The organism is Achromobacter sp. (genome assembly GCF_050285565.1).
In the GTDB taxonomy this organism is placed as follows: Bacteria; Pseudomonadota; Gammaproteobacteria; order Burkholderiales; family Burkholderiaceae_B; genus Achromobacter.
Genome location: NZ_JBLZXG010000015.1, coordinates 1 through 15,226 on the forward strand (window position 1 = coordinate 1; position 15,226 = coordinate 15,226).

Sequence of the window (15,226 nt, forward strand, 5' to 3'; positions counted from 1 at the left end):
GCGACAGCACGTCCGGCCGCTCGGCGGCGCGGGCGCGCTGGGCGTCCAGTTCCTGCTCCTGGCGGCGCTGGATGTCGCTGGCGCGAGTGGCGGCCTCCGCGGGCAAGGATTGCGCGGCCAGGCGAGGCGGGAAGGTCAGGGCGGCGGCGAACCCAAGACATAGCGTCAGGCAGGCGGCGGCGCGCGCGGCGGCCAGCTTGCAACGCCACCGTCCTTGCCGCGAACCATGACGTTCGCGGCAAGATGCCTCGATATTGCGGGTGAAAACCTGACCGGCTGGCACGCTACGAATCCCCGGCGGCCGAACTTGCCGGCCGATCCAAAACACTTCCTTGTCAACGCGCCGATTATCAACAGCGAGGAAGCGTAAAACCTGGAAAATGCATCGAGGGATAACGAAATAAGGCGTGTCCGAGGCGAGCCGCCATCACCCGCCGCTGTCCGCGCAGCGACGAGGCGCCACCGCAAGGATCCGGTATCGCGACGCCGGATTCCGCGCGCCGCAATCAGGCTTCCGACGCCGGCCCGCCAACGTATCCCGGCCGTTTCGCGGCCGTGACGATGATCTCCACCAGCAGTTCGGGCGAGGCCAGCTTGGCCTCGCACGTGGCGCGGGTCGGCAGCGCGTTGGCCGGGGCCCACTCGGCCCACACCGCGTTCATGCCGGCGAAATCGCGGTCGATGTCCTTGAGCCAGATCTGCACCGACAGCAGTCGGGTCTTGTCAGAATCGGCCCGCGCCAGATAGCCGTCGATCTTGGCCAGCACGTCGCGCGTCTGCGCGGTGATGCCGCCTTCGGCCGACGAGGTCACGCCCGCCACGTACACGGTGTCGCCGTGCATCACGATGCGGCTCAGGCGCTCGTTGGAATCCTTGCGCACGATATCAGTCATGGGTACTGCTCCTTGGAGGTGGATGCCGGCGCGCCCGTGGCGCCGGCGAAACGATCGATGGCGAACGGCGCGCGCGTGGCTGCAGCAATACCTGGCGGCGTCGCCCGTTTACTTTACCGGCATGCAGATGCGCGTCTGCAGTTGCGCCGGCGGCGTGGTGCGCGGGTCGTTCAGGTACTGCTCGAACATGGGGAAGTCCGCCGGCACCATGCCGCTGCCCGGCAGCCATTCCGAGAACATCCAGTTGTAGGGTTTGTCCATCTCGTTATAGGGGCCGGTGTAGGTCAGGATGGCGCAGCGGATGGCGGGAATCTCGAAGCGTTCCAGTTCGTCGCCCAGCTCGGCGTCTGGCGCGACGGACATGCCGGCCATCGAGCGCAGCTTCGCGGGTGGCACCTGCTCGGGATCGTCGAAGTAGACGCCAAAGCCGATGGCCTCGGGCCGCGCCAGCCCGCGGCTGGCGGCGAGCATGAAGGCGCGGGTGAAGACCGGGCCGATTTCCTGATAGCTGCCTTGGTGCGACAGGGCGGCCAGCACGGCGCCGGGGAAGGTTTCGATGGTGATGGGGTACATGCCTGGCTCCTTGGGATCGAAAGGTCGGGAGCGGGTCGCGCGGTAGCGCCCCGGCGGGATGCCGAAGGTGGCGCCGAACGCGCGGTTGAAGGCGGCGTCCGACTCATAGCCGGCGCGCTGCGCAACGTCACGCAAGGAATCCCCGGTACTGCCCAATGAAACGGCCGCGCGGTGCATGCGGATGCGCTGCACGGTGGCGTTCACGGTTTCGCCCATCACGGCGCGGTAGACGCGGTGAAAGTGATAGGGCGAAAGGCAAGCCAGGTCGGCCAACCGGTACAGGTCGGGGTCGGCGTCGGGGTGGCTTGCCAGCCAGCGCAGGACGGGGTCCAGGCGGTGGGCGTAGGTGGTGCGGGTTTGGGGTTTCAAGTGCGTGGCTCCTTGGGGAGCAAATGTAGGCGGCCTTGGTTTGCAGATTTTGCGGTTTTTTTGTGGGGCGGACGGAGTTTTTTTGCTGGTGGAAGGCGGCGTTCTTTAGACGCCAGGAGCGCCGTGCCGAGGGGTGGGCGGGGCTACGACTGCGGTCCGGAGCGTTCGCTCCGGACTGCCCCATCCTCATCCTCGTCGCCTGCGGCTCCTTCGGATTCCGTCGGGCGCGTCTACACGCCCCGCCCACCCCTCGGCACGGCGCTCCTGGCTCTTGTTGATTTCACTTCACGGGCGCTGGGGGGAGGAAAGCGAGTTTTCCACAGCTCGTGGATTTGGCGATGCGAAGCAACGGCTGTGGATAACTGCTTGGTTGGCTTTTTAATAGCCGCGGGCGGGGTCGTAGATGTTGGGCAGCGCCTCGCCGCGTTCGTTGGCGGTGATGAGCCAGGCGGTGTGGCGGGCGCGTTCCTGGCGGTCGGGAATGGCGGCGCAGTGGGGGGTGATGATGACGCCGGGGTGAGTCCAGAGGGGGGACTCGGGGGGCAGGGGTTCGGGGTCGAAGACGTCCAGCAGGGCCTGGTGCAGGTGGCCGCTGTCCAGGGCATCGAGGAGGTCCTGGGTGACCATGTGGCTGCCGCGGCCGGCGTTGATGAGGCTGGCGCCACGGGGAAGGCAGGCGAAGGTGTCGCGGTTGAGGATGCCGCGGGTGGCTTCGGTGGCGGGGAGCAGGCAGACCAGCAGGTCGGTGCGGGACAGGAATTCGGAGAACTGGTCGGGGCCGGCATAGGAAGGCAGGCCGTCGGGCAGGGTGCTGGCGCCGCGCGACCAGCCGCTGACGGGAAAGCCGACCTTGGCCAGCAGGCGAGCGGCGGCGATGCCGAGGTGGCCCAGGCCCATGATGCCGACGCGCACGTCGGCGGCCACGCGCAGGGACTCGTACAGTTCCCAATGGCGGCGGGCCTGCTGGTCGATGGCGCGCTTGAGGTCGCGGGTCAGCATCAGCGCGCTGGTCAGGACGAATTCGGCCATTTCAGTTTCGGTGCGCGGCGTGACCATGCGGGCGATGGGCACCTGGCGCGGCCAGGCAGGGTCGGCGACGATGTGGTCGACCCCGGCGCCGGCGCTGATGATGAGCTTGAGGTTGGGAAAGGTGGCCAGGCGGCCAGGTTCGGGGGCCCAGACCAGGGCGTAGTCGATCGAGGCGGGGTCGACGTCTTCGTACCAGCCGACGATTTCCAGCCCGGGCGCGTGTGCCCTGAAATGCGCGTGCCATTCCGGCATGGCCGCTGCTCCGCCGGATCTGATGATGAGTCGCATGCCTGCCGTGCTCCGTTGCGGGCGCGCGCGCCCTGATGGGATCGGCGCCACGCCGCCCGCGATGCACGGACAGCGCGGCGCGCCCGCCGTCAGCGTTCGACCGTGCGGTTCCAGCGCGCGTTGAAGGCCGGACGGCTGGCGTTGATCTGGTCCCAGTCCAGGATCTTGGCGTTGTCCATGTAGCCCTGGAAGCGCTTGAGCGCCTCTTCGGTGCCGGCCGGCGGTTGAACGTTCTTATTGGACGGGAAATGGCCGCCCATTTCCAGTGCCTTGGCCTGCGCCTGCGGCGACAGCAGGTACAGCGCCAGCTTCTGCGCCAGTTCCGGCTCGCTGTTCTTGGCGATGACGCACTCGGCCACCATCAGGATCACCGAGCCTTCCTTGGGCTGCGCGTATTCCACCGGAATGTCGCGCTTCTTCAGGCGCGCGATGGCGGTCGGGGTCAGCGGGAAGATGGCGGCTTCGTTGGACTGGATCATCTCGGCCAGCTTGGCCGAGTTGGGGATGTATTCCAGCACATTGGGGCCGATGGTGGACGGCCACTGCTTGAAGCCGGGCTCGGTGTTCTGGTCGGTGCCGCCCTGGATGCGGTTGAACATCAGGAAGCCGTGCAGGCCGAAGGTGCTGCCCGAGGCCGACTGGAACACCACCTTGCCCTTGAACTTGGGATCGGCCAGGTCCATCCACGAGGTCGGCGCGGCCCAGCCATTCTCCTTGAACAGGCGGGTGTTGTAGCCCAGGCCGGTCATGCCGATGTCGATGCCGGCGGCCATGCGGTCTTTCATGACAGCGGTGGGATACAGATCCTTGAGCACAGGCGCGTCGTCGAGCGGCGCGCACAGGCCCATGGAAATGGCGCGCGCCATGATGCCGTCATCCAGGAACATGACGTGCATCTGCGGCTTGTCCTTGAAGGCCTGGGCCTTGGCCAGCACGTCGGTGGAGGTGCCGGGCACCACCACGACCTTGACGTTGTTGGCCTTCTCGAAATCCGGGAACACGTACTGCGTGAAGGCGCGTTCCATGTCGCCGCCGTTCATGCCGACGTACAACGTCTTCTGCTGCGCCATGGCGCCCGCCGACAGCGCGGCCAGCGCCAGGCCCAGCAGCCACTTCCCCTTGGACGGGCGGCGAACGCCCTGCTTGTTGTGCTTCATGGAGACTCCTGCGTTTGCTCACGAACAGGCCCCAACCGAGGCACGGCGCCGTGAGCGGCCCCCGTGTATCGTCCGATGCCGAAGGCGTCGATGGGAATGGAAGACCGGCCGCGCACGACCAGTTCGGAAAGCACTTCGCCCACGGCGGGGCCGATCTGAAAACCCGCGCCCGACAGGCCGAAGGCATGCAACAGGCCCGGCACGGTGGCGCTCGGGCCCAGCACCGGGTTGTGGTCGGGCATGTTGCCTTCGACCCCGGTCCAGAAGCGGATCACCCGCGCGCCGCGCAAAGGCGGCAGCAGGCGCGCGGCGTTGGCCATCAGGGCGCCCAGCGCGTCGCGGCCAGGACGGGCGTAGTCGGGCCCGGACGGCACGGCGCGGCCGCCGCCGATGACGCAGTTGCCGCGCGCCACCTGGCGCGCGTAGATGCCGCCGCCCTGCATACCCAGGCTGACGTCCATGAACAGCGGCAACGGCTCGGTCACCATCATCAGCGGATGGATGGAAGTCTCGGGCACGACCTCGCCAAAGCCTGCGGCAAAGCGGCCGGCCCAGGCCCCGGCGCAATTGAGCAGAAAACGCGAACGCACTTCGAGCGTGTCGCCGGCGCGCAGCACGAAGCGCTCGCCGTCGTGGCGGGCCTCGGTGACGGCGGTGCCTTCGCGCACGTCGGCGCCCAGCGCGCGGGCGGCACGGCCGAAGGCGGGGGATACCAGGCGCGGATTGGCGTGACCGTCCTCGGGACAGAACGAGCCGCCCACCACGTGCGCGCCCAGCCAGCCGAAACGGCGCGCCAGCGCTGCCCGGTCCAGCATCTCCAGGTTCATGCCGTAACCCCGGGTCTGCGCGCGATAGGCGTGCAGGGCCTGCAGGTCGTCCTCGGAACACGCCAGCTTCAGGTGGCCCGAGCGCACGTATTCGCCGTCGATGCCGATCAGCTGCGGCAGTTGGCCCCACAGTTCGTGCGCACGGCGCGCCAGCGGCATCTGCTCCAGGCCGCGCCCCTGGCGGCGCACGCCGCCGTAGTTGACGCCGCTGGCGCGGGCGCCGCACAGCGCGGCCTCCAGCAGCACCACCGGCACGCCCAGGCGGCGCAGGAACAACGCGGCGCTGCCGCCGACGATGCCGCCGCCGAGGATGGCGACTTCGGTCTCGATGCGTTCGGTCATGGCGCGGGCTTCTCCGAGCGGTCGAGACAGACGATATCCACGGGAATCGGCTTGACCGGCGGCTGGCCGCGCAGGCGGCCAACGCCATCCGGCCCGGTGCCGCAGGCATGCGCCAACACTTCGGCCGCACCGGCGCCGCACATGCGGCCCTGGCAGCGGCCCATGCCGACGCGGGTCAACGCCTTCAGGCGGTTCAGTTCGTGCGCGCCGGTGCCGTGGACCGCCGCGCGCATCGTGCCGGCGGTGACCTCTTCGCAGCGGCACACCACGGTGTCGTCGGCAATGTCGGCGGCCCAATCCTCGGGAAACGGAAAGGCCCGCTCCAACGCGTCGCGCACGCGGCCGTTGACGGCCAGGCGCGATTCGAGTTCGCGCGCCCGCGCAACGGACACGGTGTGCCCCGCATCCTCCAGCAAGGCCAGCGCGGCGCGCTCGCCGGCCAGCTCGGCCGCGTCCGCGCCGCCGATACCCGCGCCGTCGCCGGCCACGTACACGCCGGCCACGCTGCTGCGTCCGGCCGCATCCAGGCGTGGGGTCCAGCCACGATCGCGGACGTTGAAGGCGAACTGGCAGCCCACCAGGCTCGCCAGCTGCGTTTCGGAACGCAGCGACAGGCCGTAGCCCAGCGCGTCGCAATCCACCCGCCGCTGGCGTGATCCCCGGCGGTAGACCAGCCCGCTGACACGCGCCTCGCCCTCGACCCGCACCGGCCGCACGCCGCTGGCCAGGGGCACGCCATGCGCGCGCAGCCAGGCCATGTAGTACAGCCCCTTGGCCAGCAGGCCCGACGCGCGCAGCATGCCGGGCAACGCCGCCAGCCGGTCGGCGAAGCGCGCGGTATCCAGCACCGCCGCGACGCGGGCGCCGGCCTTGGCGTATTGGTACGCAACCAGGTAGAGCAGCGGGCCGGTGCCCAGGAACACGACCCGCTCGCCAATCGCGCATCCCTGGTGCTTCAACGCCACCTGCGAGCCGCCCAGCGTGTACACGCCCGGCGTCAGCCAGCCCGGGAACGGCAGCACGCGGTCGGTGGCGCCGGTGGCCAGGATCAGGTGGGTGTAGGGCAGGGGCGCGCTCTTGCCGTCGCGCAGCACGTCCAGCGTCTTGCCCTCGGCGTTCCACACCAGGCTGCCGGGGCGGTAGTCCAATTGCGGCGCCAACTCGTCCATCTTGCGGTGCAGCGCGTCGGCCTTGCGGTGCTCGAAGCCGTACAACGCCGCCTTGGGCCGCGCGAAGCCCGGCGGCGGCTGGCGATAGATCTGGCCGCCGGCGCGCGGCGCCTCGTCCAGCACCACCGGCCGCAGGCCGTGCGCCGCCAGCGTCTGCGCGGCGCGGATGCCGGCCGGACCGGCCCCCACGATCACGGGCAGGATCATGATGCGTCGCCCTCCGCCGCCAGCGTGCCCGGCACGCGATCGGCGCGCAGCGGCGTGCTGCGCAGGCGCATGCCGGCTTCGACGTAGGTGGAACAGGCGCGCAGCCGCGTGCCGTCCTCGCGCTGCATCCAGCAGTCCTGGCAGGCGCCCATCATGCAGAAGCCGGCGCGCGGGCCGCCGCCGAATTCCGAGACGCGCAGGCGCTCGGCCTGCGTCAGTACCGCGGTCAGCACGGTGTCACCGGCCAGCGCGGTGCAAGGCTTGCCGTCCAGCGTGAAGGCGACAGTGGGCCGGGCCGTCTCGGCCAGGCGTTTCAGTATTGCCATGATGGCGGGGTCTCCCGTTGCGTACCCGGCTTGATCGTCATTTCTGTCCCACCAGCACGCGGTCCAGGCCGTAGACCCGGTCCAGCAGCAGCATGGTCACCGCGGTCAGGCCGATCACCAGCGCCGACACCGCGGCCATCATCGGGTCGATCGACTCGGTGGCGTACATGTACATGCGCACTGGCAGCGTGAGGGTCGAGGGCGCGGTGATGAACACCGACATGGTCAGTTCGTCGAAACTGTTGATGAAGGCCAGTAGCCAGCCGCCCGACACGCCCGGAATGATGAGCGGCAGCGTCACCTGGAAGAACACCGTGGCGCGGCTCGCGCCCAGCGACAGCGCCGCATGCTCGACCGAGCGGTCAAAGCCCACCAGCGCGCCGATCACCAGCCGCATCACGTAGGGCGTGATCACCACCACGTGGCTGAACACCAGCCAACCGAAGCTGCCGGTGGTGCCCAGCAGCGCGAAGAAGCGCAGCAATGCCACGCCCAGCACCAGATGCGGGATCATCAGCGGCGACAGGAACAGGCCGTTGAGCGCATCGCGCCCCGGAAAACGGTAGCGCGTGATGGCAATGGCCGCCGGCACCGCCAGGCACACCGCGATGCTGGCCGACAGGAACGCCAGCCACAGGCTGTTCTGGAACGCCTGCATGAAATTGGGATGCTCGAACACCGCATGAAACCAACGCAGCGAGAACCGCGTGGTCGGCACCGTCAGCGTCGATTCGGGGGTGAACGCCACCAGGCATACGATCGCCAGCGGCGCCAGCACGAACAGCACCACCAGGGCGTTGAAGAACAGGGCGAAGGGGCCGTTTTTCTGCATGATCGCTGTCCTCGCTCAACCCAGGCTGCGCCGGTAGGAACGTTCCACCACGCGGTTGTACGCCAGCATGATGATGACGTTGACCACCAGCAGCACGATGGCGATGGCCGCGCCCAGCGGCCAGTTCAATTCGGTCAGGAATTCGTCGTAGACCACCGTGGCCACCATCTTCAGGCGGCGTCCGCCCAGCAACGCGGGAATCGCGAACGAACTGGCCGACAGCCCGAACACGATCAGGCTGCCCGACAGGATGCCCGGCATGGCCTGCGGCAGCACGATGCGCAGCAGCGTCTGGAAACGCGAGGCATTGAGCGACAGCGCCGCGTGCTCGACGGTCGGATCCAGCTTCTGCAGCGAAGTCCACACAGGAATCACCATGAACGGCAGCATCACGTGCACCAGGCCGATGATGACGGCCGTGGGCGTGTACAGCAGCGGCCCCAGGCCCAGCGCCGCGGCCGCGCGGCCGATGGCGCCGCCCGGCCCCAGCAGCATGCTCCAGCCGAAGGCGCGCACCACCAGCGAGATCAAGAGCGGTGACAGCACCACCAGCAGGAAGATCGAGCGCCACGGCTTGCCCATGCGCGACAGGATGTAGGCCTCGGGCGCGCCGATCAGCACGCAGATCAGCGTGGTCACGCCCGCGATCCAGAACGTGCGCCAGAAGATTTCCAGGAAATAGCCGTCAGTCACCACTGCCAGGTAGTGCTCGAACGTGTGCCCCGGCAGGATGCCGGCGCTGTAGTCGAACGGCCGGAACGACAGCACCAGCGTCAACGCCAGCGGCGTCAGCACCAGCGTCAGGAACACGATCGCCAGCGGGATCGAACCCAGGATGGCCAGCAGGCCGTCGGTGCGCGGCTTGGGCGCGCTGGCGGCGCCGGGTCGGGTCAGCGTCGCCATGTCAGGCCTCTTGGGCGGCTGCCACCGGCAGCACGCGCAGCACGCCTTCGGCCCAGTCCAGCCCGATCCGGTCGCCATCGTCGTGCGGCCGGCGGCCATCGTTGGGCGTGAGCACCGTCAGCGCCCCCACCGGCGAATCCAGCCCGTACATCCACTGACTGCCCAGGAAGTAGCGCGTGCTGACCACACAGGACAGCTTGCCCTGGCCAGCGGGCACCGGCACCAGCTTCTCCGGACGCAGCGACAGCTGCACGCTGTCGCCGTGGCGCAGGCCCGTGCCGTCGACCAGCACGCGCAGCGCGCCGGTTTCCACTTCCGCCTGCGCGCCGCAGCGCGTCACGCGGCCCGGCAGCAGGTTGGTCTTGCCGACGAAGCGCGAAATGAACTCGCTCTGCGGATGCTCGTACATGCGATAGGGCGCATCCACCTGCGTGGCGCGGCCGTCCTGCATCACCACCACGCGGTCGCTGATCGACAGCGCCTCGGCCTGGTCGTGCGTCACCATCACGGTGGTGGTGCCGATCTGCTTCTGGATGCTGCGCAGCTCGAACTGCATGTCCTCGCGCAGCTTGGCGTCCAGGTTCGACAACGGCTCGTCCAGCAGCAGCACCGGCGGCCGGATCACCAGCGCGCGCGCCAGCGCCACCCGCTGCCGCTGTCCGCCCGACAGTTCACGCGGAAAGCGGTCGGCGTGCTTGTCCAGCTTGACCAGCGCCAGCGCCTCGCGCACCCGCGCCTGGCGCTCGCTGCGTTCGACCTTGCGCATCTTCAGCCCGAACGCCACGTTGTCCGCCACCGTCAGGTGCGGAAACAGCGCATAGCTCTGGAACACGATGCCCAGCCCGCGCGTGTTCGGCTTGGCATGGGTGATGTCGCGGCCATCGAGCGTGATGCTGCCGCGCGTCACGTCGGCAAAGCCCGCGATCATCTGCAGCGTGGTGGTCTTGCCGCAGCCCGAGGGCCCCAGCAACGACACGAATTCCCCTTTCTCGACCGCCAGGCTCAGGTCCGAGACGACCCGCAGGTCGCCGTAATTCTTGGAGACGTTGTCCAGCCGCAGAAATGACATATTCCAAACCCCGTGCCCGATGAGGAGCGGTGCGCGAGGCAGACCCCGCATTGCAATCGATGCAGGGCAGTCTAGGAGTCGTCAAAAAGGCCGGTCAATTAGGGTTTTCCGAATATTCGAATTTTTATCTCCTTATTTCCGTATAGCTGAATTTCTTGATAAAAATGCAGTTGTATATTTTGGTTATCGGAATTGAACAATGAAGAAATCAGAAGCCACCGACGACGCCGGCGCCCAGGGCGTCCTGCAACGCGCCTTCGCCGTGCTGCGCGCCCTGTCCGACGCCAAGGGCGAAAAGCTGCGCCTGACCGACATCGCCGCACGCACCGGCCAGGCCCAGGCCACCGTCCACCGCGTATTGCAGGGCCTGGTGCAGGAGGGCATGGTCGAACAGCCCGCGCAGAGCAAGGGCTACCAGCTCAGCGTCGCCTTCTTCTCTCTGGCCGCCAATGCCGGCAACCACCAGTCCACGCTGCGCGCCATCTACCGCCCCGCCATGCTGCGCCTGAGCGGCATGCTCAACGACACCATCTTCCTGCTGGTGCGCAGCGGCTTCGACGCCGTCTGCCTGGACCGCATCGACGGCGCCTTCCCGGTGCGCTCGCACACCGGCGACATCGGCGGCCGCGTTCCGCTCGGCCTGGGCCAGGGCGGCCTGCTGCTGCTGGCCAACCTGCCCGAAGCCGAACGCGAAGAAGTCCTGCGCTTCAACATCCCGCGCCTGCACCACCTCGGTTTCGTCGACGAAATCACCATGCGCGCCGGCATCAAGGAATGCCAGGAACTCCAATACGCCCGCAGCAAGGGCCAGGGCATCTTCCCCAACATCGCCGGCCTGGCCGTCCCCGTCCGCGACCCCAACGGCGTCACCGTCGCCGCCCTCAGCATCGCCGCCCCCGTCGAACGCATCAGCGACGAACGCCTGCCCCTGATCGTGGAAATCCTGCGCCGCGAAGCCGCCGGCATCAGCGCCCAACTCAACCCCTTCGACCCGGCGTTGAGGCGCCCCAGCCAATTTCTGGGCACCGGCAACCGGGAGTGAGACAGCCGCCCAAAACACCCTCTCTGCCACCCAAGGCCGGCCCAACCCAGCTCCGCGTCAACGCCGCGCAGCGCACATCGCGCCACCACAAGACACCGCGTATGTCGTGACCGGCTGCCCGCGCAGCGGGTCACGACGGGCAACGCAAGCCCTCCCATGCCCCCTCCGCTCCAGCAGCGCCACAACTCTCGACACACGCAGGCCGGCGCGGCGAGGGGCGGGTGGGGCGCGCCGTGTAGATGCGCCCGAGGGAATCCGTAGGGAGCCGAAGGCGGACGAGGATGACGATGGGGCAGTCCGGAGCGGAGGCTCCGGACCGCAATCGTAGGCGCGCCCCGCCCGCCCCTCGCCGCGCCGGCCGACCTACGAAGCGCGAAATCCGCAAGCAAGAAAGCAAAAAAGCCGGCGAGCCGCACCCAGCGACCCACCGGCTTTCAGCCGATCCAAAGAACCTCAGACGGGATAAGTCCCCGGCAACAAAATACTCCGATCCCCAACCTCGATATTGCGCCGCCCGCAAAGCGCCATCGTCGTATCCATTTCCTTGTAAAGGATCTCCAACACGCGAGTCACGCCCGCCTGCCCGTAAGCCCCCAACCCGTACAGGAACGCCCGCCCGATCATCGCCCCCCGCGCGCCCAGCGCCACCGCCTTGAGGATATCCTGCCCCGACCGCACGCCGCCGTCCATCCATACTTCGATCTTCGAGCCCACCGCGTCGGCAATGCCAGGCAATGCCGCGATCGAGGACATCGCGCCATCCAGTTGCCGCCCGCCATGGTTGCTGACGATCAGCGCATCGGCCCCGCTGTTGGCCGCCAATTGCGCATCCTCGACATCCAGGATGCCCTTGATGATCAGCTTGCCGCCCCAACGCTGCTTGATCCACGCCACATCGTCCCAGCTCAGGCGCGGATCGAACTGCTCGGCCGTCCACGCCGACAGCGACGACAGATCGCTCACGCCCTTCGCATGGCCGACGATGTTGCCGAACGTGCGGCGCTTGGTGCCCAGCATGCCCAGGCACCAGCGCGGCTTGGTCGCCAGATTGATGAGATTGCGAATGGTCGGCTTGGGCGGCGTCGACAGGCCGTTCTTGATGTCCTTGTGGCGCTGGCCCAGGATCTGCAGATCCAGCGTCAGCACCAGCGCCGAGCAACCCGCCGCCTTGGCGCGGTCGATCAGGTTGCCGACGAACTCACGGTCGCGCATCACGTAAAGCTGGAACCAGAACGGCTTGCCCGTGGCCGCGGCCACGTCTTCCAGCGAGCAGATGCTCATCGTCGACAGCGTGAACGGCACCCCGAACTCCGCCGCCGCCTTGGCCGCCAGGATCTCGCCATCGGCGTGCTGCATGCCGGTCAGGCCCGTCGGCGAAATCGCCAGCGGCATCACCACATCGTGGCCCACCAGCGTCGTGCGCAACGAGCGGCCCTCCATGTTCACCGCCACGCGCTGGCGCAGTTTGATCTTCTGGAAGTCGCTTTCGTTGGCGCGGTAGGTGCTTTCGGTCCAGGCGCCCGAGTCGGCGTAGTCGTAGAACATGCGCGGCACGCGCTTGCGCGCGATCGCGCGCAGATCTTCGATGCAGGTGATCGTGGAAAGGTCAGCGGTCATGGTTATTCTTCTGGGGAAGGAGAGTCGCGATCCCGCAGCGGCCTTCACCTCCACGCCAACCCGCCTGCGTCGCCAGGACACCCGGGGGAGCGCATGGCGGCCAGACCCTGCGGCGCTGCCCAGTATACGCGCCGGGGCCGGCAAGCGCCTGCCGCCGGCCTCGCGTCCCCCATTCATCGCGGCCGCATGTCACGGCCGCTGTGGCGCCGCTAGCGCGGCCAGACCTTGCTCACCGCGCGGATCGTGGCCCACGCCACCCAGCGCGGGCTGGTCAGGCGCGCCGCCGGCAGGCGCCGCATCACATCGACCGCCAGGCCGCCACGGCGATGCCATTCCTTCTTGCGTGTCTGGCTGTCGGTCCAGCGGCCTTCCAGCCACGGGAATTGGCGCCGGCCGGGCTTGTAGACCGGCGGCGTGTTGTAAATCAGGATGTACGCCAAGCGCGGCTGCGGCGACGTGTTGGCGCCCGTGAAATGCAGCGTGCGCGCATCGTGCACGGTGCAGCCGCCGGGCCGCAATGGTTCGGCCACCGCCAGATGGCGCGGGAAATCGGCGCAACATTCGAGCGGATGCAGCGTCTTGTCCCCACCCGGCGAGCGATGCTCCAGCACCTCGCTCTTGTTCGACCCGGGGATGAACTGCATACAACCGTTCTCCAGCGTGGCCGGTTGCAGCGCCAGCCAGATGCTCAGTTCGTTGTAGACGAAATCGGGCGAACGGAACGCTTCATCCTGGTGCCATGGCGTCTCCGGCCCGACCAACGCCGGCTTGAGCAGCGCGTGCTCGCCATACAGCGCGGCATCCTCGCCCAGCAACTGGCGCGCCAGCTCCCGCGTGCGTTCGTGATAGGTGGTCTTCAACAAGCCCGGGGCATAATGGCGCGGATCGTGCAGACTCGGAAACTTGGCTGGCTTGGATGGGTCGTCGCGGCTGATGAAGTCGTATTGCGCCCCCTCGTTGTAGCCGGTCTTGTTCGCGAACAATTCCAGCAGCGTGCGCCGGATGTAGCCCACCTCGTCCTGCGGGCACATGTCCGGCAGGGCCAGGTAGCCCTGGTCCCGATAGCGTGCTGTTTCTGCTTCCGACAACAAACTGGTCTCTTCCATAATGGCTTCTCCAAGCTTTGCTTGCGGGTGTTCCCGTTGGCACGTTTTGACATGTGCTCTAACGTATCGCTTCGATGCCCGGAGGGCCTATCGACCATCCGCTGTAGCCGGAACCGCCTAATGCACCGGCGCGACGCGGCGCATCATCCGAAGGAGATCCCATGCAAGACACCCATATCGAAACCGTCCACGTCACCGTCAGCGGCAGCGTGCAGGGCGTGGGCTACCGCCATGCGGCGGTGCGGCGCGCGCACCTGCTGGGCGCGCGCGGCTGGGTGCAGAACATGCTGGACGGAACGGTCGAAGCCATGGTGCAGGGCACGCCCGACCAGGTCGATCACATGTTGGAATGGCTGCGGCGCGGCCCGCCGGGGGCCGAGGTCACCGAAATGGTCACGCGCCGGGAGTACACCGACAAACGCTATGCTCACTTCGAACAGCTGTAGGCCGCGCGCCGGCGCTGGCCGCGCTCATCCCAAAGGGGGTGGGAGACGCGCGCGCAAAGGGATGAGACCGCGCGGCCGGCAATCCCCGATCGCGCGTTGCGGCGGCCGGCTCAGTGTTTGCGCTGCCAACGCCCGCCCACCTGGTTGACGACCAGCCCCGCCAGCACGCAGCCCGCGCCCACCCACTGCAAAGGCTGCAGGCGTTCGTCGAAGGCCGCGGACGCGGCCCACAGCCCCACCACCGGCACCAGCAGCGAGAACGGCGCGATCCTGGCCGCCGGATGGCGCGTCAGCAGCCGGGTCCAAAGCGTGTAGGCCAGCAGCGTGGCCAGCACCGCCAGGTACAGCACCGACAGCGCCTCACCCCAGCCGATGCCCAGGAGCATCGCCATCACCGCGTCCCAGCCGTCGGCCCATGCCGCCAGCGCCAGGAACGGCAACACCGGCGCGGCGCTGCTCCAGGCGATGAACGCGAAGGGGTCGTAACCGGGCGCCTTGCGGCTGGCCAGCCGCACGATGATGTTGGACACGGCCCACATGGACGCGGCGCCCAGCGTCAGCACGAAGCCCGCCATGGTCATCTGCCCCGGCCCGTCGCCGCGGCCCGCGGCGATCACCACCAGCCCCAGCGCCGCCACGCCCAGCCCGACCCAATGATGCGGCCGGGCCCGCTCGCGCAGCACCGGCGCGGCCAGCAGCAAGGTGAAGAACGCCTGGGTCTGGATCACCAGCGAAGCCATGCCCGCCGGCATGCCGAACTTGAGGGCCGTAAAGAGCAGGCCGAACTGGCCCAGGCCCTGTACCAGTCCGTAGGCCGCGATCCATCGCCACGGCAGGCGCGGCGGCCGCACGAACAACACCAGGGGAAAGGCCGCCAGGGCGAAGCGCAGCGCCCCCAGCATCATGGGCGAGAGGCCGTTGAGGCCGACTTTCATGACGACGAAGTTCAGGCCCCAGATCACCACCACCGACAGTGCGCAGAGATAATCTTTCTTGGATAGGTGGGTAGCGGACATCCGGCCATTATTGCA

The 15,226-nt window shown here is 68.2% G+C and carries 15 protein-coding genes and 1 pseudogene; 2 read left to right on the plus strand and 14 right to left on the minus strand.

The features are described from left to right. The 11 genes and pseudogenes from ACN6O8_RS25050 to ACN6O8_RS25100 all read right to left on the minus strand — a co-directional run. A pseudogene (locus ACN6O8_RS25050) lies at positions 1-283 on the minus strand (hypothetical protein); the annotation flags it as partial. Between the two features lie 223 nt (positions 284-506). Then, positions 507-893 carry a RidA family protein gene (locus tag ACN6O8_RS25055; protein ID WP_427993674.1) on the minus strand — a complete coding sequence of 129 codons (387 nt, stop codon included), beginning with the start codon at positions 891-893 and terminating at the stop codon, positions 507-509. A 108-nt stretch (positions 894-1,001) separates the two neighbouring features. Continuing rightward, positions 1,002-1,835, minus strand: a complete 834-nt coding sequence (locus tag ACN6O8_RS25060; RefSeq protein WP_427993675.1) for an AraC family transcriptional regulator — start codon at positions 1,833-1,835, stop codon at positions 1,002-1,004. A 378-nt stretch (positions 1,836-2,213) separates the two neighbouring features. Beyond that, positions 2,214-3,152 (minus strand): 2-hydroxyacid dehydrogenase, encoded by a 939-nt coding sequence (locus tag ACN6O8_RS25065; RefSeq protein ID WP_427993676.1) that lies wholly within the window; start codon positions 3,150-3,152, stop codon positions 2,214-2,216. An 89-nt stretch (positions 3,153-3,241) separates the two neighbouring features. Beyond that, positions 3,242-4,309, minus strand: a complete 1,068-nt coding sequence (locus ACN6O8_RS25070) for an ABC transporter substrate-binding protein (protein WP_427993677.1) — start codon at positions 4,307-4,309, stop codon at positions 3,242-3,244. Then, positions 4,306-5,478 carry an NAD(P)/FAD-dependent oxidoreductase gene (locus ACN6O8_RS25075; protein WP_427993678.1) on the minus strand — a complete coding sequence of 391 codons (1,173 nt, stop codon included), beginning with the start codon at positions 5,476-5,478 and terminating at the stop codon, positions 4,306-4,308. Before ACN6O8_RS25075 ends, ACN6O8_RS25070 begins: the two co-directional genes overlap by 4 nt. Beyond that, on the minus strand, positions 5,475-6,854 hold the full coding sequence (locus tag ACN6O8_RS25080; RefSeq protein WP_427993679.1) for an FAD-dependent oxidoreductase: 1,380 nt from the start codon (positions 6,852-6,854) through the stop codon (positions 5,475-5,477). Before ACN6O8_RS25080 ends, ACN6O8_RS25075 begins: the two co-directional genes overlap by 4 nt. After that, positions 6,851-7,180 carry a (2Fe-2S)-binding protein gene (locus ACN6O8_RS25085; RefSeq protein WP_427993680.1) on the minus strand — a complete coding sequence of 110 codons (330 nt, stop codon included), beginning with the start codon at positions 7,178-7,180 and terminating at the stop codon, positions 6,851-6,853. Before ACN6O8_RS25085 ends, ACN6O8_RS25080 begins: the two co-directional genes overlap by 4 nt. Before the next feature lie 37 nt (positions 7,181-7,217). Beyond that, on the minus strand, positions 7,218-8,012 hold the full coding sequence (locus ACN6O8_RS25090; protein ID WP_427993681.1) for an ABC transporter permease: 795 nt from the start codon (positions 8,010-8,012) through the stop codon (positions 7,218-7,220). A gap of 15 nt (positions 8,013-8,027) precedes the next feature. Continuing rightward, positions 8,028-8,915, minus strand: a complete 888-nt coding sequence (locus ACN6O8_RS25095; RefSeq protein WP_427993682.1) for an ABC transporter permease — start codon at positions 8,913-8,915, stop codon at positions 8,028-8,030. 1 nt (position 8,916) lies between these two features. Next, positions 8,917-9,984 carry an ABC transporter ATP-binding protein gene (locus tag ACN6O8_RS25100; RefSeq protein ID WP_427993683.1) on the minus strand — a complete coding sequence of 356 codons (1,068 nt, stop codon included), beginning with the start codon at positions 9,982-9,984 and terminating at the stop codon, positions 8,917-8,919. Positions 9,985-10,183: 199 nt separating this feature from the next. Between ACN6O8_RS25100 and ACN6O8_RS25105 the strand changes: the two genes are divergently transcribed. Further along, entirely contained in the window at positions 10,184-11,026 is an 843-nt protein-coding gene (locus tag ACN6O8_RS25105) for an IclR family transcriptional regulator (protein ID WP_427993684.1), read from the plus strand. 453 nt (positions 11,027-11,479) lie between these two features. On the opposite strand, the gene ACN6O8_RS25110 is transcribed toward ACN6O8_RS25105, so the two are convergent. Together ACN6O8_RS25110 and ACN6O8_RS25115 are read right to left on the minus strand one after the other, a co-directional pair. After that, positions 11,480-12,643: an alpha-hydroxy acid oxidase gene (locus ACN6O8_RS25110; protein ID WP_427993685.1), complete on the minus strand. Its 1,164-nt coding sequence runs from the start codon at positions 12,641-12,643 to the stop codon at positions 11,480-11,482. 209 nt (positions 12,644-12,852) lie between these two features. Continuing rightward, a complete protein-coding gene (locus ACN6O8_RS25115) occupies positions 12,853-13,749 on the minus strand; it encodes a phytanoyl-CoA dioxygenase family protein (RefSeq protein WP_427993686.1) in 897 nt (298 codons plus the stop codon). Positions 13,750-13,910: 161 nt separating this feature from the next. Here ACN6O8_RS25115 and ACN6O8_RS25120 point away from each other — a divergent pair, with 161 nt between their 5' ends. Further along, entirely contained in the window at positions 13,911-14,195 is a 285-nt protein-coding gene (locus ACN6O8_RS25120) for an acylphosphatase (protein WP_427993687.1), read from the plus strand. Positions 14,196-14,305: 110 nt separating this feature from the next. Here the strand turns inward: ACN6O8_RS25120 and ACN6O8_RS25125 are convergent, their stop codons facing one another. Next, positions 14,306-15,211: an EamA family transporter gene (locus ACN6O8_RS25125; protein WP_427993688.1), complete on the minus strand. Its 906-nt coding sequence runs from the start codon at positions 15,209-15,211 to the stop codon at positions 14,306-14,308. Positions 15,212-15,226: the final 15 nt, after the last annotated feature.